Raw genomic sequence first — 20,321 nt, 5'->3', positions numbered from 1 at the left:
CACGCGCTTATTTGTAAATTATGCAGCCGACTGCCGGGTCGGCTGCTTCGGCCAGATGATGGCTTTTATTTGAAAAACGTTGAATCTTTTTTTAACCGTTCAAAGCCATTTTTGGTCTGGCGATAAGTAGCACCTTTAACATCGATATAAACTTTTCCTTCCCGGTTTTGACTAATGTCCATTAACCAGTTCTCTTTATCAGTACAATTTTCCTTCACCTTCATATCATCGAAACAAAGCAGCCAGGAAAGATCATGGTTAGGTAAAAGAGTATTTTCTTTGCGCTTTAATTCCTGATATCCTGCACCCATATCCCACAAGGTAATGCTATACTTACCATCATGAGAGGGCCGGAGTATATTATAATTGGTTTTTAATTTCTCTCTATTGCCGAGCCACCGCTTTATTTTTCCTTTATCAGTTACGCGGAAATATTTTACAAGCACATGGCTTTTATATTTGCCAGGGTGAACGTCAATGATTAAAGTGGGCTGTAATAGTAGCCAGTTCTTTAAGCTTTTTTTCATCCAGATCGCCACATCTCATATCACTGGCGCTGTCATCGTTAAAGAGGTGTGTAGTCTTCCATATTATGTACGGCAGGCTCAGGGCTTCAGACACAACTGATGAATTTTCCATAGTGTTCCCTTTAATAAAACATCCTTTAATTAAAAATTCCGGCACCCGATGACAATGCTAATAAAATCGCCATAAGAAACCTTCTCTTATTTACACGCCTTATTTTTTACCAAAAAAACTGAGAAAGGCAAGCAGAATCCCATGGTTTGTTATTACTGCCGAAATGAGAAAACTAAGCCGCCAAATATTTAATTAATGAATTAATAATAACTTTATTACCGATTAAACCTTAATGAATATCTCCGTCTTGTTTACGTGGTGCCAGAGTATTATTAGCTGTCCCAACCGTACGCGGTCTGGTCGCCAGACAGGTGTCAGAAATAACCACTCCCCTATCCAGGCCCATCAGGCGAGACATTATCAGGCAGCGGCGTTGACCGACTTAAACACCACCGCTGCCGGATTTACTCAATAACCACGCCGACGTATCACAGCGCGTGGTACTTTCCTGGCACCGGGAGCATCAGCCATCAGTGCTGGAAAAAGATATCGCCCGATTTTGCCTGCAGGATTTTACCTGTGTCGTTAGTAATCAACAGATAGTTGCCGCTAACATAGGTCCAGTGGCTGTTTTCCTCCGGGGCTGGCAGGTTACGTTTTTTCCACTCGGTGATTTCATAGGGTTTGGTGAGATATTCCGGCGGTACCACATCGCCAATCTGATGTTCTTTGTAATCAATGATGACAGTGGTGAGATCGTGATCCGCAGGCGTTGCAGGCGCGGCCTGCGGCGCTGTGGCAGTCGCTGGCGGGGACTCCGGCGCGGCATCGGCGGGCGGTAAGGTTTCGGGTTGAGAGGCAGGCTGTTCAATCTGCGGCGGCTGCGGCACTCCGTCCGGTTCGCCTTCTGCCTGCGCCTGAGGAACAAGATAAAACGCGCCCATCAGCCAGCCTGCGGATAAGAGTAACTTCTTGCTTTTGCGCATAGTATTTCCTGTTTGTATGTTTTTTTCACAAGCGTCCAGTTTACAGACAATCTTAGCAGGTCGGTTGTTCCACATGTGCGCCGCGATTTTTGACTGTCGGGGTATGTTCCAGATTCAGGCATTTCAGGCCAGAATTCCGGCGTCTGGTCGACGTTCCTGCCGCTCGAAACCAGCTGCCACGGCATTTTGTCGTGGATGGCTGCCAGATCGGGCTCGCATCAGCGCAGAGAATCGCTGACACTATCATCATTGTGCTGCAACCCGATTTGAAACTATCGCTGCAGTTATTACCGGTTATACCGGATAACCTGCCTGTGCCTGAGGAGGCAAAACATGCAACAAGGCCCACTGACTGAAAAAGAGCTGGAATGGCTGGAAGAGACGCTGATTAAGTATGGCAATGATAACTCGGTAGTCGATGTGGCCGAACTGGATGGCATGCTGACCGCCCTGCTTTCCGGCCCCACCCAGGTGGAACCCAGTGAATGGCTGGTTGCGCTCTGGGGCGGGCAGCAACATATTCCCAAATGGGCGTCTGAACGCGAAAGGGATCGCTTTATTAACCTCACTTTCCAGCATATGAACGATATTGCCGACAGGCTGAGCGATTATCCGGATCAGTTTGAACCGGTATTCGGTATACGTGAGCTGGAAGGCCAGGAATTTACCGTGGTAGAAGAGTGGTGCTTCGGCTATATGCGCGGCGTGGCACTGAGCGACTGGTCAGCACTACCTGCCGATGTGCAACCGGCACTGGAGGCCATTGCGCTGCACGGTAAAGAAGAGAATTTTGCGGCGCTGGATCAATTGTCGCCGGAAGCGTTTGAAGAGAGCATTGAAGCAATACGCCCCGCCGCGCTTCAACTGTATGACTACTGGTCAGCGCAGCCGCAAGTGGTGCCGCAGCCTCAGCAGCCGGTTATTGCTGAGCCGAAGACCGGCAGAAATGATCCCTGCCCCTGCGGTAGTGGAAAGAAGTTTAAGCAGTGCTGTTTGCACTGATCGTTATCCCGTAATCAATCAGGGTCATATCATATAATTTCTCATTTGCCGGGCAGTGATGACCGGCAAATGACCAGATAAGGCTCTGCGTTATCGCTTGTTTTCAGATGTCATCAGTCCATGCCTGCCGCATATTAACATTTCAGCTTCAAAAACCGCTTCCTGCATCCCCACATTATCAACCTGCTTGCTATTAATAATGACGATTAGATATTTAAAATAAAGTAATTTACATTGAATTATTTAAATTAAAATAATATACAAGCGCACTTTTTTATAATTTTCTGTTGAAACTAAACCACCTCGCAGTATAATAAATTTCACCACCTAACTTAAAAGAGCACCGGAAGCCGACAGCAATATCTTTTTTAATATTCATATAATTTTATAAGCTAACTCATTGTTTCTTGAAATATTATTAACCGCGCTATAAACAGAGATTTTTCGTACAGGCATCTGTTTATATAAGGTTCATATTTAACAAGGATGAAGCATGTTAGAACCACAGGACGGTCTTTTAACATTCAGAGCAGAAGGAAATAATATTCCTGGCAGCCCCTGGTATTCCCGAAAAATTCACTGGCCCGGCAATATGGCGAAATGTAACAGTCATGGTTCTGGTGTGACCATTGGGCGAGGCTATGATTTAGGGAAACGCACCCGAAACGAGGTCATGCGTACCCTTATCATGGCAGGTATTACACAGTTGCAGGCAGAAAAAATAGCTGAAGGGGTAAAGTTAACCCATTGTCAGGCAGGAGAATTTGTTCGAAAAAACAAAGATAAAATTGGTGAGATAACCGAAATGCAGCAGTTAAAATTATTTCAAATCATTTATCCTGATTACGTTGATCGCACAGCCAGATTTTACAATACTTATAAAAAAGCAGGTGCTATCCCTTGGGGAAAAATGAATACATTCTTAAAAGAAGTTTTAATTGACATGAACTTTCAGGGGATATTTCGTAAAAAATCAGTTCCTGTAGCTGAAAAAAATGACCCCTTGCAATTAATTATGCATATAAAGAACGAACCTTATCTACTCCAGCATGAAGAAAACAGGAAAAGAATCCCTCACTTAATGAAAGGAATGGAAAATGCTTAAAAGATTAGTGTTAATATGTTTAATTATGACATATAACCGTTTCGCCTGGTCACAACAGGATATTGATTTCTCCTTCAATGGCGAACGTTACTCAATCAACATCATTTCCAACTGTGAAATATATTTTGATTGCGAAAATGTCACCGGTCACTTCCTCGATAAAAAAAGCAATAATAAATTCCAGTCAGACCATGGTGAGACAATCAATATCGGGTATGGCAGGAACCTGAGGGGTTTTATTTTTACGCGAGGTGAATTGACGTATACCTTAAGACAGCCTAATGATGGTAATGGTGAAAATTTAGACCGTTGGTCTCTTATTATCACAGAGAAAAACAAACAAGGTGGAGAAAAGGTTATTTTTCAGGAAAGGGGCGATATAGATTTTTTGTAACGTAAAGTTATTTGCAGCGGTTCTGTGATGTAGGTAAACCTCAGCCGCTTATTCGTCAAAACAGAAGACCGGTAATCAACTGAGGCTGAGGTTCTCCTCCATTCATTCCGGAACAAAATCGGAACGATGATTTACGTGCATCGGCTATTTTTCAGGATAAGCGTGACCTGTGAAATAGCGGCCAAGAAGGAATGCTCTATTTATCGAGGGATAAGAAATGATGAGGAATTTTCTGGTACTGCTTCCGTTACTGACATTTAACTGTTTCGCCTGGGCTCAACAGAATATTAATTTTTCTTTCAACAGTGGTCGTTACTTAATCAACATTATTTCCAAATGTGAAATAGACTTTGATTGCGAAAATGTCACAGGTCACTTCCTCGATAAAAAACGCAATAATAAATTCCAGTCAGACCATGGTGAGACAATCAATATCGGGTATGGCAGGAATCTGCGGGGCTTTATTTTTACGCGAGGTGAATTCACTTATACCTTAAGACAGCCTAATGATGGTAATGGTGAAAATTTAGACCACTGGTCTCTTATTATCACAGAGAAAAACAAACAAGGTGGAGAAAAGGTTATTTTTCAGGAAAGGGGCAATATAGATTTTTTGTAGCGTAAAGTTATTTGCAGCGGTTCTGTGATGTATGTAAACCTCAGCCGTTTATTCGCCAAAACAGAAGACCGGTAATCAACTGAGGCTGAGGTTCTCCTCCATTCATTCCGGAACAAAATCGGAACGACGATTTACGTGCATCTGCTTTTTTTCAGGATAAGCGTGGCCTGTGAAATAGCGGCTGGAAAAGAAATTTCTGTTTATCTTTGGGATAAGAAATGACTAAAAACGTGCTGTTACTGCTTTCGTTACTGACATTTAACTGTTTCGCCCAGGCTCAACAGGATATTGATTTCTCCTTCAATGGCGAACGTTACTCAATCAACATCGTTTCCAACTGTGAAATATATTTTGATTGCGAAAATGTCACCGGTCATTTCCTCGATAAAAAACGCAACAATAAATTCCAGTCAGACCATGGTGAGACAATCAATATCGGGTATGGCAGAAATCTGCGGGGCTTTATTTTTACGCAAGGCCAATTGATGTATAGATTAGACCAGCCTGCTGAAGAAGAAGGAGTAGAGTTACACCGCTGGATCCTTACTGTCATTGAGAAAAACAAACAAGGTGGAGAAAAGGTTATTTTTCAGGAAAGGGGCGATATAGATTTTTTGTAGCGTAAAGTTATTTGCAGCGGTTCTGTGATGTATGTAAAACTCAGCCGCTTATTCGTCAAAACAGAAGACCGGTAATCAACTGAGGCTGAGGTTCTCCTCCATTCATTCCGGAACAAAATCGGAATGATGATTTACGTACATCTGCTATTTTTCAGGTTAAGCGTGGCCTGTGAAATAGCGACTGGAAAAGAAATCTCTGTTTATCTGAGGGATAAGAAATGACTAGAAAATTGCTGTTACTGCTTTCGTTACTGACATTTGACAGTTTCGCCTGGTCACAACAGGATGTTAATTTTTCTTTTGATGGCGATCGATACGCAATCAAGATTATCGGGAACTGTATTATTGTATCTGACTGTGAAAATCTCACCGGCCACTTCTTCGATAAAAAGCATAAGCGTAATTTTCAGTCAAGTCATGGCGAAACAATTAATACCGGTTATGGCAGGAATCTGCGTGGCTTTATTTTCACACACGGGAAATTGACTTATACATTAGACCAGCCTGCTGAAGAAGAAGGGGTAGATTTAGAACGCTGGATTCTGACGATCACGGAGATAAATAAAAAATCTGATAAAAAAATTATATTTCAGGAGACAGGCGACATAAAATTCATACAGGATTAAGGCATGCAGCAACGCCGGAAGGCCCCTGCATCGTGCCGCTTATCCGTTAAAACAACATGCCCGGTAATCATCACGGCTAACGCTGAAACTTCTCCTCCGGCTTTTTACCGGAGGAGAATAATGCTTACTTACGTGCGTCTAACAGCTGCTGCGCATTGTCGGCAGTCACTGTGGTCCACGGAATAAAGTAATGTTTCTCCGTGCCACCGTTCCACTTCAGATCTTTCTCGTACTGTTTCCAGATATCAGACTGTGGCTGATAGCTTTCGCCCTTCACGGCACGCAGCGCGACGTCGATAGAGCCCTGCATCTGGCCTTTCGCATCCTGCAGAATAGACACCATTTCGCCCGCCTGCACCGCGTGGATAGCATCAGACACACCATCTACCCCGGCAATGGCGAAATCTTTCACGTTCAGGCCCGCGCCTTTGATTGCTTCAATGGCACCCAGCGCCATTTCGTCGTTCTGGCCGATAACGCCATTGATCTTGCCGCGATGTTTCTGCAGCCAGTTTTCCATCAGCGGCTGCGCTTCCGCGCGTGACCAGTTCGCCGTTTTACGCTCCAGCACCGTTACCTGACCTGGACCACATTCCGCGATCGCTTTATCGTTGCCTTTGCCGCGCTGGATTTCGCCGCTACCGCCTTTCGGCCCTTCGATGATCACCACATTCACTTTGTTGTTTTTACAGTCGAGTTTATCCAGTACCGCTTTGGCTTCCAGATAGCCGCCGAGCTCATCGTTGGATACCACTTCAGAAGTCATCTCTTCCGTGTTTAAACGGGCGTTAGTCACCACTACCGGGATTTTGGCTTCGTTCGCGTTGGTCACGATATCGATATTGGCTTCGAAATCCATCGGGTTAACGATAATGGCATCGGCACGGGTCTGAATAGCGGTTGCCGCCTGATCGTTCTGTACAGAAGCGTCGTAGCGTCCGTCATAGAAAGTCAGTACCGCTTCGCCGCTTTTCACCGCCGGGTGCTCTTTGCCATAACGCTCCATCAGCTGCACAAATTCTGCTTTGTTGCCGTACATCAGTACCGCGATCTTCACCGGCGCGGCCTGAGCCACTGCCATGCCCCCCATCATCATTGCCGAGGCGAGCAACGCAATTTTGGTCATTTTCATTGTTTTCTCCTGGTAGGGTGTTTTTTCAGATTTATTAATCGCGCTGTTGTTTGCGCGAAGGGTCAAGCAATACAGCCACTACAATCAATGCGCCTTTGATGATCTGCTGGTAATAGGACTCCACGCCAAGCAGGTCGAGGCCATTGTTCATTACGCCGATAATCAGTACGCCGAAGAAGGTGCCCGCCATGGTGCCGACGCCGCCAGCCATACTGGTGCCGCCGATCACCACCGCCGCGATGGCGTCCAGTTCATACCCGGCACCCGCGTTGGTCTGCGCCGAACCGGTACGTGCCGTGAGGATCAGACCGGCGATACCTGCCAGCGCAGCACACAGGGTGTACACCAGTACTTTGATGCGCACCACGTTGATGCCGGAGGTACGGGCGCTTTTCGGGTTACCGCCCACCGCATAGACGTAACGGCCAAAGATCGATTTATTCAGCAGCAACCAGGCAAGGGCGAACAGCACGATAAAGATAATTACCGGTACCGGAATTCCCATCACGTAGCCGTTGCCCAGCCAGCGGAAATCACTGTTGAGCTGGGAAACCGGGTTACCGCCAGTGGTCAGCATGGTCAGACCACGCGCCGCCGACAGCATGCCCATGGTGACGATAAAGGGCTGCAGGCGGTAACGGGCCAGCACGGTGCCGTTGATCAGTCCGCAAACAATGCCGATGCCCAGCGCGATAATCATCGGCATCATCACGGCCGAAGCGGTATCGCCAATTGCCAGGCCGCTGTTATTGGTGGCAAAACGCGCCGCGACGATGCCGCTCAGCGCCAGCACCGATCCCACCGACAGATCCACCCCGGCGGTGATGATGACAAAGGTCATGCCGATGGCAAGGATGCCGTTAATAGAGACCTGGCGCAGCACGATCAACATGTTTTCATTGCTGAGAAAATAGTTGCTGCTCCAGGCGCCCTGGGAGACCTGATACTCACCAATCAGCGCCACAATCAGGCACAGGACGAAGAAGGCGATAATGATGCCGTACTTATGCATACGACGTTTATTGCGGGTTAAAAACGAAACCCCAGGTGTTAAAAAGTGCGTACCGTTCATTTTTTTATCTCTCTGTTAAACCGCCAGCTTCATCAGTTCGGCCTGGGTGGCCTCTGCTGCTGCTAACTCCCCGGCCAGTTGACCGTCCCGGAACACCAGAATGCGATCGCTCATTCCGATAATTTCCGACAGTTCGGACGAGACCATGATGATCCCTTTATTTTTCAGGGCGAACTCCGACATAAAGCGATAGATCTCTTTTTTGGCGCCCACGTCGATGCCGCGCGTCGGCTCATCCAGCAGCAGCACCTCTGGATCGAGCAGTGCCCAGCGTCCCAGCACCACTTTCTGCTGATTACCGCCGCTGAGGTTGCCTACGATCTGATCGCCATCCGGCGTTTTGACGTTAAAGCGTTTAATCATCTCGCTGGCGCGCCCCTGCTCCAGCTTCTCATTGATAAAGCCTGCCCGGCTGATACCGCCAAAAGAGGAGATGTTGATGTTCTCGCTCACCGAACGGCACAACACCAGGCCCGTCTCTTTGCGATCTTCCGTGACATAGGCGATACCGCTGTTGATCGCCTCTTTGGGCGAATGGCGCCCCAGCGTCTTATCACCGAGGCGGATGGTGCCGCTGTCCGCGTGCTGAATGCCGAACACCAGATCGAGAAACTCACTGCGGCCCGATCCCACCAGGCCATAGATCCCCAGGATCTCCCCACGCTTAAGCTGCAGGCTGATATCCTTGATCTTGTTGCGCCAGCGCAGGTTCTTCACTTCCATCATCACTTCTTCGCCAGGCTCATTGAACTTGGCAAACTCGCTGTCATACTCGCCGCCGATGATGAACTCAATCAGCTGTTCGCGTGTGATATCGGCGATATTGCCCTCATGAACATAAGCGCCGTCACGGAAGATGGTGTAGCTGTCGGCAATCTGGAAAATCTCTGACAGGCGGTGCGAGACATAGATAATCCCTTTGCCCTTCTGCGCCAGACGCGTGATGGTCTGAAAGATCTTCTGCGCGTCCTCTTCACCAATCGCTGAGGTAGGCTCATCCATAATGATGATGTCGGCGTTGGCGTGTGAGAGCGCTTTGGCGATCTCCACCAGCTGCTGTTCAGCCACGCTCAGATTGCGCATCTTCTCCGTGGCTTTGATGTTGAAATCGAGCTCTTTCAGCAGTTCAGTGGTGCGCTGATTCAGCGTGGCGAAGTCGACAAAGCCAAAGCGTTTCGGCTCGCGTCCCAGCCAGATGTTCTCAGCCACCGTGAGATCCGGGATGGCGCTCAGCTCCTGCTGCACAATCGCCACGCCCGCCTGTAACGCCTCACGCGGATGGTGAAATTCGCAGCGCTGGCCTTTGATAAAAATGTCGCCGCCATCCGGCTGGATAAAGCCCATCAGGATGCTGAGAAAAGTCGACTTCCCTGCGCCGTTGCCGCCGCACAGCGCGTGGATCGATCCCGGACGCAGGCAAAACTCGGCGTTCTTCAGCGCCACGACCGGGCCGAAGGCTTTTCTTACCCCGGTCACTTCCAGTAAATAAGCGGGGTTGGGTGTAGCGGAATCGCGCGTCACAGTTGCACCTCCGGATAAGCCTGTTGCAGACGTTGCAGATAGCGCTGATAAAGTTCTTCATATTGCGCCTGACGTGCAGCATCAGGCTGCGTACGGGTTGACTCTTCCAGCGAAACAAAACGCTGGCACAGGCTAGCCAGCAGCGCACTGGCCTCCTGCTGCGGATCATCCGCCAGTGCCGACGCCCACATCGCCTGAATCGCGCCGCCCAGCGCCGCCGCTTCCTGCACATGCAGACATACCACCGGGCAGCCCATCACATCCGCCACAATCTGACGCCAGTGCGCGCTGCGCGCGCCGCCGCCGGTGAGGCGGATTTCACGCGCTTCGATGCCCTGCTGGCGGAACAGATCCAGGCCGTAGCGCAGGCCGTAGGTGGCGCTCTCCACCACCGCCATGCACAGATTGGCGCGGGTAAAATTATCGCTGTCGAGGTTGTGCAGGCTGGCGCGGGCGTGTGGCAATTGCGGTACGCGTTCGCCATTAAAAAAGGGCAACATTTCTACGCCGCCTGCGCCGGGTGCCGCCTGCGCCAGCAATTCATTAAAGCCGGCAATGTCTTCCTGCAGCAGCGTCTGTACCGAGGTGGTTGCCGAGGTCATGTTCATGGTGCAGATCAGCGGCAGCCAGCCGTTACTGCTGGCGCAAAAGCCCGCGATCATCTCGGAGTCCGCGACGACCGGCGCATCGGACCAGGCAAACAGGGTACCGGAGGTGCCCAGACTCATGGTCACGGTGCCGCTGGCGATATTGCCGGAGCCGATAGCTGCCATCATGTTATCGCCGCCGCCGGTAGAGACGCGGGTCGCGGGCGCTAAGCCCAGCGTTTCCGCCGCTTCCGGGCGCAGGGTGCCGATGCAGCTGCCGGCGCTTTTCAGCGGCGGCAACGCATTCCACAGTCGACCGCTGTCATCAATCAGCTCTACGGTGCGGCGATCCCATTCCCGGCTGCGCACATTGAGCAGGCCGGTGCCGGAGGCGTCGCCATATTCCGCCACCCGTTCGCCGGTGAGCCAGTAATTCAGGTAGTCATGGGGCAGCAGCACAGTGTGCAGCCGCGCCCAGAGTTCCGGATGATGCGTTTTGAACCAGAGGATTTTCGAGGCGGTGTAGCCTGTCGCCACCATCAGGCCGAGCTGATCCAGCGAGCCTTTCACCCCGCCCAGCTGTTGCAGCAATTGATCATTTTCTGCAGCGGTTTCCGTGTCGCACCACAGCTTGACGCTGTGCAGCACGTTGCCCTGTTTATCCAGCGGCACAAAGCCATGCTGCTGGCCAGAGACGCCGAGGGCTTTAATCTGTTGCGCATCCACGCCCGCATCCGCCACCGCCTGGCGGAAAGCGGCGATCAACGCCGCAATCCACCAGTCAGCCTGCTGTTCGCGCCGTCCGCGGGAGTCGCTGATAAGACGGTGCGCCGCGCTGCCTTCACCAAGAATCACGCCCTGATCGCTGTCGACAATCACCACTTTGGTGCCTTGTGTACCGCAGTCAATACCAGCATAGAGCGTCATAGGGTTACTCCATTTCCAGCATGATTTTGATGTCGGAGGCGTTGCCCGCCGCCGCGCGCTCAAACGCCGCCACGCTGTCAGCAAACTTGTAGGTCTGGCTGATCAGCGGCTGGACACGCAGCTTGCCGCTACTCAGCAGGCGCAGGGTACGCGGATACATGTTGGCGTAGCGGAAAATGGTTTTGAAAGTGATCTCTTTCGCCTGGGCGGCCACGATATCCATCGGGGCAGCGTCAATCGGCATTCCCACCAGCACGGCGGTGGCACCAGGTGCTGCGTGCTCGGCCAGCGTGGCGATAGCCGGTTTTGCACCGCTGCACTCAAACACGATATCCGCGCCGTTACCGCTGGTGAGTTGGGCGATTTTGCCTGCCAGGTCGCCGGTTTTGATATTAACCGCATGCAGACCTTCATAGTTGGCGGCCACCGCCAGCTTCTCGTCGAACAGATCGCAGATAATGACATCGGAGCAACCACCCGCCAGCGCTGCCAGTGCGGTAACCACGCCGATCGGACCGGCGCCAATCACCAGCGCAATATCACCTGGTTTGATGCCCGCTTTGGTCGCGGCATGCATGCCGATAGCCAGCGGCTCCACCATCGCCCCTTCGGCGAAGCTGACGTTGTCCGGCAACTTAAAGGTAAAGGCACCCGGATGCACCACGGTTTCACGCAGGCAGCCATGAACCGGCGGGGTTGCCCAGAAACGCACGGCCGGATCGAGGTTATAAATGCCCGCGCGTGACTGCGCAGACTGTGGATCGGGGATGCCCGGCTCCATACAGACGCGATCGCCCACTTTTACATGGGTGACATTTTTCCCTACCGCCAGCACCACGCCGGAGGCTTCATGACCGAGTACCATCGGCGCTTCAACCACGAACGGCCCGATACGGCCATGCTGATAGTAGTGCACGTCGCTGCCGCAAATACCGACAGAGTGAATTTTGATCTGCACATCATTTTCGCCGAGCGCTTCATCAAACTCGCGATCTTCAATGGCGATTTTACCGGCTTCGGCCAACACTAACGCTTTCATGCGCACCTCCGAGGAAATCATTTTAATGGTATCGATATCATTCAGTGGCGGCGATACTGGAGCATTGAAGGGGAAAAATCTGTGATGCTGGTTAAAATTTCTCGATCAATGTAAACGAATCTAAGTGCCTGTATTAACAATTAGCGACGGAGATCACAGATTCCTCGCGAGAAGGATGGGTTTAATGATACCGATACCATTAACAGCACAGAGGCCACGATGAATACACCGAAGGAAGCTGTACAGCGCACCCTGGATTTTCTGCAGCAGGCGCAGATCGTTCTGACAAAAGAAGAGCAGCAGCGTATTGAAATCGCCACCTTTGGCCTGCCGGACTATCCGGTATCGGGCCTGCAGCTTCTGACCTACGTTAACTCCCCACGCTACTGCGCCAAAGAACTGGTGCTGTTCCCGCGTCAGACCTGCCCGGAACATCTGCATCCGCCTTTTAGCGGCACACCGGGCAAACAGGAGACGTTCCGCTGCCGCTGGGGCGAAGTTTACCTGTTTGTGGATGATGACACTCTGACACCCAATGATGCTACTGGTGAGCCGGTGTGTAAGGTGCCGGAAGGCAGCGAAGCCTGGTATACCTGTAACCGTTACATTCTGCTGCGTCCGGGCGAGCAGTACACCATTGCCCCCGATACCCGTCACTGGTTCCAGGCGGGCGATCAGGGGGCGGTGGTTTCAGAATTCTCATCCGAAAGCCGCGATGAGCTGGATATTTTTACCGATCCGCGCGTAAATCGTCTGGCCTGAGTAAACAGCGTTCGCATCCGGACAGCAGATCTGTCATGATTCAGGAATGATACAAAATGATACGTTTTAACCAAGGAGCTGCACTTGTCAGTGGGACGGGGACGGAAGGCAACGCTGGCCAGCGTTGCTGCGCAAGCGAACGTCAGTAAAATCACCGCCTCGCGGGCGTTTTCGCAGCCGGAAAAAGTCCATCCGGAAACCCTGCAACGCATCCGCGAGACGGCAGCGCAGTTAGGCTATGTGGTCAACACCGCCGCCCGTAATTTACGGGCGAAAACCAGCAAGACTATCGGTATCGTCAATCCCGATATGGCGAACCCGTTTTTTGGCGGCCTGACGCGTCTGATGACGCTGGAAGCGCAAAAGCTGGGCTACGATACGCTGGTGTTCGACTCCTATGAATCGCAGGAGACGGAAGACCGCATTATCGACAAACTGATTGGCTATAATGTCGATGCCATTATTCTGTCGGTGATCTCCAACGACCATCACTATTATCCGGATTATCTCAGTCGGCTGGAGACACTCGGCATCCCGGTGGTACTGGTGGACCGTGAACTGGATGCGCAGAACTGCAGCGGTGTCTATATCGATAACCTCGACTGTGGCTTACAGGCCGGACGCTGGCTGCTGGAGCAAAACGCGCAGCGCGTGGTGGTGGTGTCCGGGCCGGAGAACTCCAACGTTGCTCGTGAAAGGGTGACCGGTTTGCAGGCGGCGCTGCAGGGCAGGATCGACTCCTTTGAAGTGCTGCATGCCGACTTCTTTATGGATATTGCCTGGCAGGAAACCAGCCGCTGGCTCACCAGCCATCGCGCGCCCGATTTCTTTGTCGGCTGTAATAACCAGATTTCCCTGGGAATTGTCAAAGCCTGTATTGAACACAAGCTGCAGCTGATGAAACAGGTTTCCCTGTTCAGCATCGATGAAGTGTCGCACGCCGGGATCTACGGCTTTCACTTTCCCTGTGTCTCCCATGATTTGCAGGAGATCGCCTGGCAGGCGCTTAATCTGGCGATCCGTCGCGTCAGCGATCCCGACAGCAAGCCCGGAAAAGTCATCGTACGCGGCAAAATGATCCCCTGAGATCGCATCGCGCAGGAATCGCCTCGTCAGCAGGCGGATATGGAAGCCAGCTTCCATATCCGGGTTAAACCTCAGTCAGCTGATTGATTTTTCAGCCTGAAGCAGGTACGTTGCCGCCTGCGCTCCAGTACAGACGGTCTTCTATTATGCCTCTTATTCAATCTGTTGAACGTGCCTTACAGATCCTCGACCTGTTTAACGATCAGGCGAAGGAGCTGAAGATCACTGACATCAGTAAACAGATGGGCCTGAGCAAAAGCACCCTTCACTCCCTGCTCAAAACCCTGCAGCTGCATGGCTACATCGATCAAAACCCGGAGAACGGCAAATATCGCCTCGGCCTGAAGCTGGTGGAGCGCGGCCATTTTGTGGTGGGATCGATAGATATCCGCCAGACGGCGAAAGGCTGGCTGACCGAGCTGTCGCAGCGTACCGGGCAGACCACCCATCTGGGTATCCTCGACGGACGCGAAGGCGTCTATATCGAAAAAATTGAAGGCAAACTCGCTGCTATCGCCTATTCGCGCATTGGCCGTCGCCTGCCGGTGCACGCCACGGCGATCGGCAAAGTCTTGATCGCCTGGCTGAGCGCCAGCGAGCTGGATGCCCTGCTGGAGGGCTATCACTACACCGCCTTTACCGCCGCGACCCTGACCTCACGCCCGGCGCTGCAGGCTGCACTGACGCAAACCCGCGCGCAGGGCTACGCCCTCGACAGCGAAGAAAACGAACAGGGGGTACGCTGTGTGGCCGTGCCGGTATGGAACCATGAATCGCGGGTCGTGGCGGCGCTGAGTCTGTCGACCTTAACCTCGCGCGTGGATGACGATGCGCTGACGCAATACCGGTTGCAGCTGCAGGAAGCGGGGCTGCAGCTCTCCCGGGCGCTGGGTTATCCGGGGCGCGGATAACCCAGCGTCACGCCGTTACTCCGTGGCCGGTTGATAGCTGAGATAATCAAAGTCGGCGTGGCAGCCGTCGCCACTGATATCTTCGCAATGCAGGCCAACAAAGGCGCCGGTGAAGTAACCTCTGCCCGCGATATAATCATCGGACAGTTTCCACGCCTCAAAGGTGACCGGCACGCTGTGCCACTGTTTGCCGTCAAACGAATAGCTGTAGCGATAGACCAGCTTATCCACCTCGACCCGCAACCAGATGTTCTGCGCCTCGTCCGGCACCGGAATCGGATTTTCATGCAGCGGCCAGGCGGGAACGTTGTGATCCAGCTGCAGCACTTTCAGGGTTCTGCCCCGCCCCTCTTCATAATCTACAAAGCAGTAACTCCAGTTTTTGCTGTTGTAGTAGCAGGTCAGCCCCGCGCTCTGCTGAAAGTGCTGCGGTGCGAACTGCATACAGGTTTCGGCCTGGAAGGTGAAATGCTGCCAGCGACGCGCTACCGTCGACTGGGTAAAGGTCGAGTTCAGCGAATCATTGCCGTACAGGCGCAAAAAGCCGGGACGGGCAGTAAGCGATCCCAGGGTATCGTCAAAGGGAATACGCAGCGTCTGTAGTTCAGCATCGAGCGTGGCGGCGTTAAAGTCGTCACGCCAGTTCGCCTGCGGCGCGCTGTGCGTCTCGCTCATCTGCGGACCCGGCACGCTCAGCTGCGCGTGTTTGCCACCTTCCACCCAGGGCCAGCCGTCGCGCCAGCTGATGCGGGCAATACCGGTTTCCCGCCCCAGCGGGCAGTAGCCGCGTCCACCTTTGGCCAGCAACGGCACCCCCGGCAAACGCAGCGGACGGCTGGTGAGGTAAGCCATATACCATTCACCAGTATGCGTCTCCAGCAGCGAGCCATGACCGCTTTTCTGCAACGGGTTTTCCGGCAAATGCCAGCTGGTCATCAGGGTGACTTCCGGGTGTAGCTCGTAAGGCCCGTCGATGGTTTTCGACCGCAGCACCACCACCGCATGTTCATAGCCGGTGCCTCCCTCCGCCACCATCAGATAGTACCAGCCATCTTTACGGTAGATGTGCGCCCCTTCGGTGTAGCGCAGCGCCGTGCCGGTAAACAGGGTTTTGCGTTCTTTCGACAGCGTTTGCGTCTCCGGGAAATACTCCTGCAGGACGATAGTGCTGTGCGGATCGCTGTGATGACGTGGTCCCCACGGGCGATAGATGTAATATTTACGCCCGTCGCTGTCGTGAAACAGCGAGGGATCAAAGCCGCCGTTGCCCATCGGGATCGGCTCGCTCCACGGGCCTTCCACCGAAGGTGCGGTAACCAGGTAGTTACGACCATTTTTCCACGGTGAATCGACCACTTTCACGTCGGTATAGACCAGCCAGAACAGCCCGTCGGCATAGCTCAGACAGGGCGCCCAGATGCCGCCGGAATCGGGGTTGCCCTTCATATCCAGCTGCGATACGCGGTCCAGCGGCGTACTGACCAGCGACCAGTTTTTCAAATCCCGCGAGTGATAAATGCGCACACCCGGAAACCACTCAAAGGTGGAGGTCGCAATGTAGTAATCCTCGCCCTGACGGCACATGGATGGATCGGGGTTAAAGCCGGTCAGAATCGGGTTCGTAATAGTGTACATATTGCCTCCTTGTTAGTTAGATGGCGCGGTCACGGCAGCAGGAATCGCTTCATCCTGCGGGGTGCGTTCTTTACGTAACTGCTGGCTGATGGCCTCTACACGGGCATCAGTGAGCTTGTAAAGCGAGAGCATGATGAACATGCCGACATAGAGCACCACCGGCACGACGCAGAACAGAATTTTGATGGTGCTGAGCACCTCAACCGGCTGCACGCTGTTGCTGCCGGAGTAATTCACAAAGGCGAGGATCCAGCCCACGATGGCACCGCCAATCGCCAGGCCCATCTTCAGGCTGAAGAGATAGGTGGAGAACACCAGACCGTCGAGACGGCGGCCGCTACGGCTCTCTTCGTAATCGACCACGTCAGAAGCCATCAGCCACTGCAGCGGCGTAGTGGTGTTAAAGATAAACAGGAACAGGATGTTGAGAGCAAAAATCAGCGCGATATGCTCGGCGGGCGTGACGAAAATCAGCAGGCTGATCAGCGAGTAAATGCCGATAATCCACTTAAACGCCTTCACGCGGTCAAAACGGCCTAACAGACGTGATGAGGCCAGCGAGCCGAACATGGTGGCAATGCTGCCGTAAAACAGAAACTGCGTCGCCAGTTCCGGGTGATCCATCACGTACTTGACGAAATAGAGCGTCGCCCCGCCGCGTACCACTGTGGAACAGGTTGCCATCATTTTGAAAGCGCACATAATGCGCCACTGGGTATTGCCGAGCAGCAGGCGGAAATCTTTCGCCACTGAGGAACCTGGCTGCACCTGAAAGGTATAGCGCTCTTTGGTGTTAAAAAAGCAGATGTAGAGCAGCACCACACCGCTCAGCCCGAGCACGCACATCGCGCCAAAGTAGCCCACCTGCTCATTGCCTTTACCGATAATATGCACCAGCGGCAGCGCAATGCCGCTGATCGCCAGCGATCCGGCGGCGGCGAGGAAAAAGCGCCACGACTGCAGGGCATGACGCTCTTTCGGGTTCTCGGTGAGCACGCCAGGCATCGCGCAGTAAGGCACGTTAACAAAGGTGTAGACCAGCGTCAGCAGAATGTAGGTCACGCAGGCATAGATGATTTTGCCCTGCGCGGAAAAATCGGGTGTGTAAAAGGTCAGTACGCAGACAATGCCAAAGGGAATTGCGCCCCACAGCAGGAACGGGCGGAACTGGCCGTGGCGGGTACGGGTGCGGTCCACCAGCAGCCCCATCAGCGGGTCGGTGACGGCGTCCAGCACGCGGGAGATCAGAAACAAGGTGCCCATAATGCCAGCGGATAAGCCAAAAACATCAGTGTAGAAATAGGCCAGCAGAAACATTGTCGCCTGCCAGACAAAACCACAGGCGGTATCGCCCAGTCCGTAGCCGATTTTATCTTTCATGGTTAATTGCATATTTACCCCCAACCCCAGAGATGGAATGGTGCAAACGTCAGGGACCTGAAAAGTGAAAACGTCTGGCGGTACGTCGTCAGGAAAACACCCATGATGCGTATGCTTAATTCACGATTTGTGTTATTCGAGTGTAAGGAGCTGGTGAATTTTACGACAATGGTCATTTTTTCTTTGTGAATTATGTTTTTTAGTTTCTGTGACTGCCGTCGTTATAATTGAGCGCAAACGCGATAATTTAACCAACTGGTTTCCATGACATTTAAATTAACTCTCTGTTGTAATAAATTTTTATTTCGCGCAGGCGAAAGCCGCCCGTGGAATATTTTCCACAGACGGCATTGATCGCCTGATTTATTTACATACCGAGCGCTTTCTTCCCGGCGTTAATCACTTCTATAATTTTATCCGTATCATAAATACACCCTTTCCAGGTACCGCCACTGACCGCCTGTAGCGCCGCCCACAGACGGGTATCATCTGGCAAACAGTCATGGGCATGCAGTTCAGGATGCGGCTCCCTGGCCGCCAGTAATGCAGCCCCCTCCTCCGGCGTCAGCCGCTGCTGCGCCGTACCGATAAAGTTAACGCTGCCGGTTAACGAGAGGCGGTCGATGATGATCTCAATAACATCATCATCACGCAGTTTGCCGATCGGCCCGCCCGCCAGCGCTTCCGGCGCCACATGGCCGAGACAGGCCCCGGTGGAGACGCCGGAGAAACGCGCATCGGTGATCAGCGATACCGTTTTGCCCCAGGAGACATGCTTCAGCGCCGACGTGAGCTGATAGGTCTCCTCCATGCCGGTGCCGGACGGCCCGCCGCCCATCACCACCATAATGTCGCCCTGCTCAATCTCACCGCTTTTGATCGCCCGGATGGCGCGCGCTTCGGAAACAAACACCCGCGCCCGCCCGGTATGACGGTAGACGCCATCAACATCCACCACTGAGGGATCGATGGCGGTGGCTTTGATCACCGAGCCGTCCGGCGCGATATTGCCGGTCGGGAAGGAGACGGTTGAGGTCAGCCCTCTGGCCGTGGCGCGCGCTGGCGGCAGGATCACATCATCAGGATCCACGCCATCCTGCTCACGCAGGCACTGACGGAATTTCTCGCGTCGCTCTGAGGCACGCCACCAGTCGAGGTTCTCACCCAGCGTCTGGCCGGTGACCGTCATGACATCCTCATGCAGCAGCCCCAGATCGCGCAGGTGCAGCATCACTTCCGGCACGCCGCCCGCAAGGAAGGCGCGCACGGTAGGATGATAGTCCGGCCCGTTGGGCAGGACGCTGACCAGGCGCGGCACCTTGCGGTTGATGCGCGTCCAGTGTGCGACGTCAGGAATAGTGCAGCCCGCCGCATGGGCGATGGCCGGAATATGCAGCAGCAGATTGGTGGAGCCACCGAACGCGGCGTGCAGTACCATCGCGTTCTCGATCGCTTTATCCGTAAGAATATCGCGCGTGGTGATCGCACGGTTATCCAGCTCGATAACGGCACGCGCCGACTGACGCGCGATCTCCAGCCACACCGCCTGCCCTGAAGGAGCCAGCGCTGAATGCGGCAGCGCCAGACCGAGTGCTTCGGCCACCACCTGCGCGGTGCCTGCCGTGCCCAGGAACTGACAGCCGCCGCCCGGCGTGGCGCAGGCGCGACAGCCAAGCTCGGCGGCTTCCTGTAGCGAGAGCTCGTGGTTGGCATAGCGCGCGCCAATGGTCTGCACCTTGCCGGCATCTTCACCAAAGGTCGGCGGCAGCGTCGCGCCGCCCGGCACCAGAATGGTCGGCAACTGATGCATTGATGCCAGCGCAATCAGGGTGGCGGGCAGGCCTTTGTCGCAGGTGGCAACGCCAATCACGGCGCGCCGCGTGGGCAGCGAACGGATCAGACGACGAAACACCATGGCCGCATCGTTCCGGTATGGCAGCGAATCAAACATGCCGTGCGTGCCCTGCGAGCGTCCATCGCACGGGTCACTGACATAAGCCGCAAAGGGGATGCCGCCATGACGCGTAATCTCTTTCGCCGCCGCCTGCATCTGCAGACCGATCTCCCAGTGTCCGGTGTGGTAGCCAAGAGCAATTGGCCGCCCGTCGCCCGCGCGTATGCCGCCCTGGGTGCCGATAATCAGCACCTCTTTACCGGTGAGTTTGCTGGCATCCCAGCCCATCCCGGCGTTTTGCGTCATGCCGAACAGGTTGCCGCTGGGTGACTCCATCAGCATTTGCGGCGTCAGCGGCAGCGCTCCCTGCGGTCCGGCGGCATGGGTGATCACCGCATAAAATGCCTCGTCCTGAGGAGGAAAAATTTTTTCAATCGCCATGTT

The 20,321-nt window shown here is 53.3% G+C and carries 20 protein-coding genes; 9 read left to right on the top strand and 11 right to left on the bottom strand.

What is annotated here, in order from left to right; genetic code table 11:
- Positions 1-65 precede the first annotated feature (65 nt).
- From E0E17_RS09805 to E0E17_RS09795, 3 genes are all read right to left on the bottom strand, one after another.
- Positions 66-527, bottom strand: a complete 462-nt coding sequence (locus tag E0E17_RS09805) for a DUF943 family protein (RefSeq protein ID WP_130833863.1) — start codon at positions 525-527, stop codon at positions 66-68.
- Complete coding sequence (locus E0E17_RS20615; protein WP_130833861.1) at positions 475-639, bottom strand: DUF3289 family protein; 165 nt, start codon at positions 637-639, stop codon at positions 475-477. Before E0E17_RS20615 ends, E0E17_RS09805 begins: the two co-directional genes overlap by 53 nt.
- A gap of 470 nt (positions 640-1,109) precedes the next feature.
- Positions 1,110-1,565 carry an RcnB family protein gene (locus tag E0E17_RS09795; protein ID WP_130833859.1) on the bottom strand — a complete coding sequence of 152 codons (456 nt, stop codon included), beginning with the start codon at positions 1,563-1,565 and terminating at the stop codon, positions 1,110-1,112.
- A 333-nt stretch (positions 1,566-1,898) separates the two neighbouring features.
- On the opposite strand from E0E17_RS09795, the gene E0E17_RS09790 reads away from it, so the two are divergent.
- The 6 genes from E0E17_RS09790 to E0E17_RS09765 all read left to right on the top strand — a co-directional run bounded on the left by E0E17_RS09790 (position 1,899) and on the right by E0E17_RS09765 (position 5,931).
- Positions 1,899-2,567 carry a YecA/YgfB family protein gene (locus E0E17_RS09790; RefSeq protein WP_130833857.1) on the top strand — a complete coding sequence of 223 codons (669 nt, stop codon included), beginning with the start codon at positions 1,899-1,901 and terminating at the stop codon, positions 2,565-2,567.
- Positions 2,568-3,060: 493 nt separating this feature from the next.
- Entirely contained in the window at positions 3,061-3,672 is a 612-nt protein-coding gene (locus E0E17_RS09785; protein ID WP_130833855.1) for a DUF8812 domain-containing protein, read from the top strand.
- Complete coding sequence (locus E0E17_RS09780; RefSeq protein WP_130833853.1) at positions 3,665-4,066, top strand: hypothetical protein; 402 nt, start codon at positions 3,665-3,667, stop codon at positions 4,064-4,066. The genes E0E17_RS09785 and E0E17_RS09780 overlap by 8 nt, the downstream gene beginning before the upstream one ends.
- Before the next feature lie 217 nt (positions 4,067-4,283).
- Complete coding sequence (locus tag E0E17_RS09775) at positions 4,284-4,685, top strand: hypothetical protein (RefSeq protein ID WP_130833851.1); 402 nt, start codon at positions 4,284-4,286, stop codon at positions 4,683-4,685.
- Between the two features lie 218 nt (positions 4,686-4,903).
- Complete coding sequence (locus E0E17_RS09770; RefSeq protein ID WP_130833849.1) at positions 4,904-5,305, top strand: hypothetical protein; 402 nt, start codon at positions 4,904-4,906, stop codon at positions 5,303-5,305.
- A 218-nt stretch (positions 5,306-5,523) separates the two neighbouring features.
- A complete protein-coding gene (locus E0E17_RS09765; protein WP_130833847.1) occupies positions 5,524-5,931 on the top strand; it encodes a hypothetical protein in 408 nt (135 codons plus the stop codon).
- A gap of 124 nt (positions 5,932-6,055) precedes the next feature.
- Here the strand turns inward: E0E17_RS09765 and E0E17_RS09760 are convergent, their stop codons facing one another.
- From E0E17_RS09760 to E0E17_RS09740, 5 genes are all read right to left on the bottom strand, one after another.
- A complete protein-coding gene (locus tag E0E17_RS09760) occupies positions 6,056-7,063 on the bottom strand; it encodes a substrate-binding domain-containing protein (RefSeq protein WP_130833845.1) in 1,008 nt (335 codons plus the stop codon).
- A gap of 34 nt (positions 7,064-7,097) precedes the next feature.
- Positions 7,098-8,075: an ABC transporter permease gene (locus E0E17_RS09755; protein ID WP_439654631.1), complete on the bottom strand. Its 978-nt coding sequence runs from the start codon at positions 8,073-8,075 to the stop codon at positions 7,098-7,100.
- A 75-nt stretch (positions 8,076-8,150) separates the two neighbouring features.
- The gene (locus tag E0E17_RS09750) at positions 8,151-9,656 is read right to left on the bottom strand and encodes a sugar ABC transporter ATP-binding protein (RefSeq protein WP_130833841.1); all 1,506 of its coding nucleotides are present in this window, start codon (positions 9,654-9,656) and stop codon (positions 8,151-8,153) included.
- Positions 9,653-11,170, bottom strand: a complete 1,518-nt coding sequence (gene xylB / locus E0E17_RS09745) for a xylulokinase (RefSeq protein ID WP_130833839.1) — start codon at positions 11,168-11,170, stop codon at positions 9,653-9,655. The genes E0E17_RS09750 and xylB overlap by 4 nt, the downstream gene beginning before the upstream one ends.
- A 4-nt stretch (positions 11,171-11,174) precedes the next feature.
- Positions 11,175-12,209 (bottom strand): NAD(P)-dependent alcohol dehydrogenase, encoded by a 1,035-nt coding sequence (locus E0E17_RS09740; protein WP_130833837.1) that lies wholly within the window; start codon positions 12,207-12,209, stop codon positions 11,175-11,177.
- A 219-nt stretch (positions 12,210-12,428) separates the two neighbouring features.
- On the opposite strand from E0E17_RS09740, the gene E0E17_RS09735 reads away from it, so the two are divergent.
- The 3 genes from E0E17_RS09735 to E0E17_RS09725 all read left to right on the top strand — a co-directional run bounded on the left by E0E17_RS09735 (position 12,429) and on the right by E0E17_RS09725 (position 14,968).
- On the top strand, positions 12,429-12,971 hold the full coding sequence (locus E0E17_RS09735; protein WP_130833835.1) for a D-lyxose/D-mannose family sugar isomerase: 543 nt from the start codon (positions 12,429-12,431) through the stop codon (positions 12,969-12,971).
- A gap of 84 nt (positions 12,972-13,055) precedes the next feature.
- The gene (locus E0E17_RS09730; protein WP_130833833.1) at positions 13,056-14,057 is read left to right on the top strand and encodes a LacI family DNA-binding transcriptional regulator; all 1,002 of its coding nucleotides are present in this window, start codon (positions 13,056-13,058) and stop codon (positions 14,055-14,057) included.
- 146 nt (positions 14,058-14,203) lie between these two features.
- Positions 14,204-14,968: an IclR family transcriptional regulator gene (locus E0E17_RS09725; RefSeq protein WP_130833831.1), complete on the top strand. Its 765-nt coding sequence runs from the start codon at positions 14,204-14,206 to the stop codon at positions 14,966-14,968.
- 15 nt (positions 14,969-14,983) lie between these two features.
- Here E0E17_RS09725 and E0E17_RS09720 read toward each other — a convergent pair whose 3' ends face one another.
- The 3 genes from E0E17_RS09720 to E0E17_RS09710 form a co-directional block, all read right to left on the bottom strand.
- Positions 14,984-16,603 carry a glycoside hydrolase family 43 protein gene (locus tag E0E17_RS09720; protein WP_130833828.1) on the bottom strand — a complete coding sequence of 540 codons (1,620 nt, stop codon included), beginning with the start codon at positions 16,601-16,603 and terminating at the stop codon, positions 14,984-14,986.
- Between the two features lie 12 nt (positions 16,604-16,615).
- On the bottom strand, positions 16,616-17,995 hold the full coding sequence (locus tag E0E17_RS09715; protein ID WP_130833826.1) for a glycoside-pentoside-hexuronide (GPH):cation symporter: 1,380 nt from the start codon (positions 17,993-17,995) through the stop codon (positions 16,616-16,618).
- A gap of 355 nt (positions 17,996-18,350) precedes the next feature.
- Positions 18,351-20,318 carry a YjhG/YagF family D-xylonate dehydratase gene (locus E0E17_RS09710; protein ID WP_130833824.1) on the bottom strand — a complete coding sequence of 656 codons (1,968 nt, stop codon included), beginning with the start codon at positions 20,316-20,318 and terminating at the stop codon, positions 18,351-18,353.
- Positions 20,319-20,321: the final 3 nt, after the last annotated feature.

It is taken from the genome of [Erwinia] mediterraneensis (assembly GCF_900604315.1).
Taxonomy (GTDB): Bacteria; Pseudomonadota; Gammaproteobacteria; order Enterobacterales; family Enterobacteriaceae; genus Pantoea; species Pantoea mediterraneensis_A.
The sequence above is the reverse complement of the archived record's forward strand: the minus strand, read 5'-3'. Positions and strand labels throughout refer to the sequence as shown.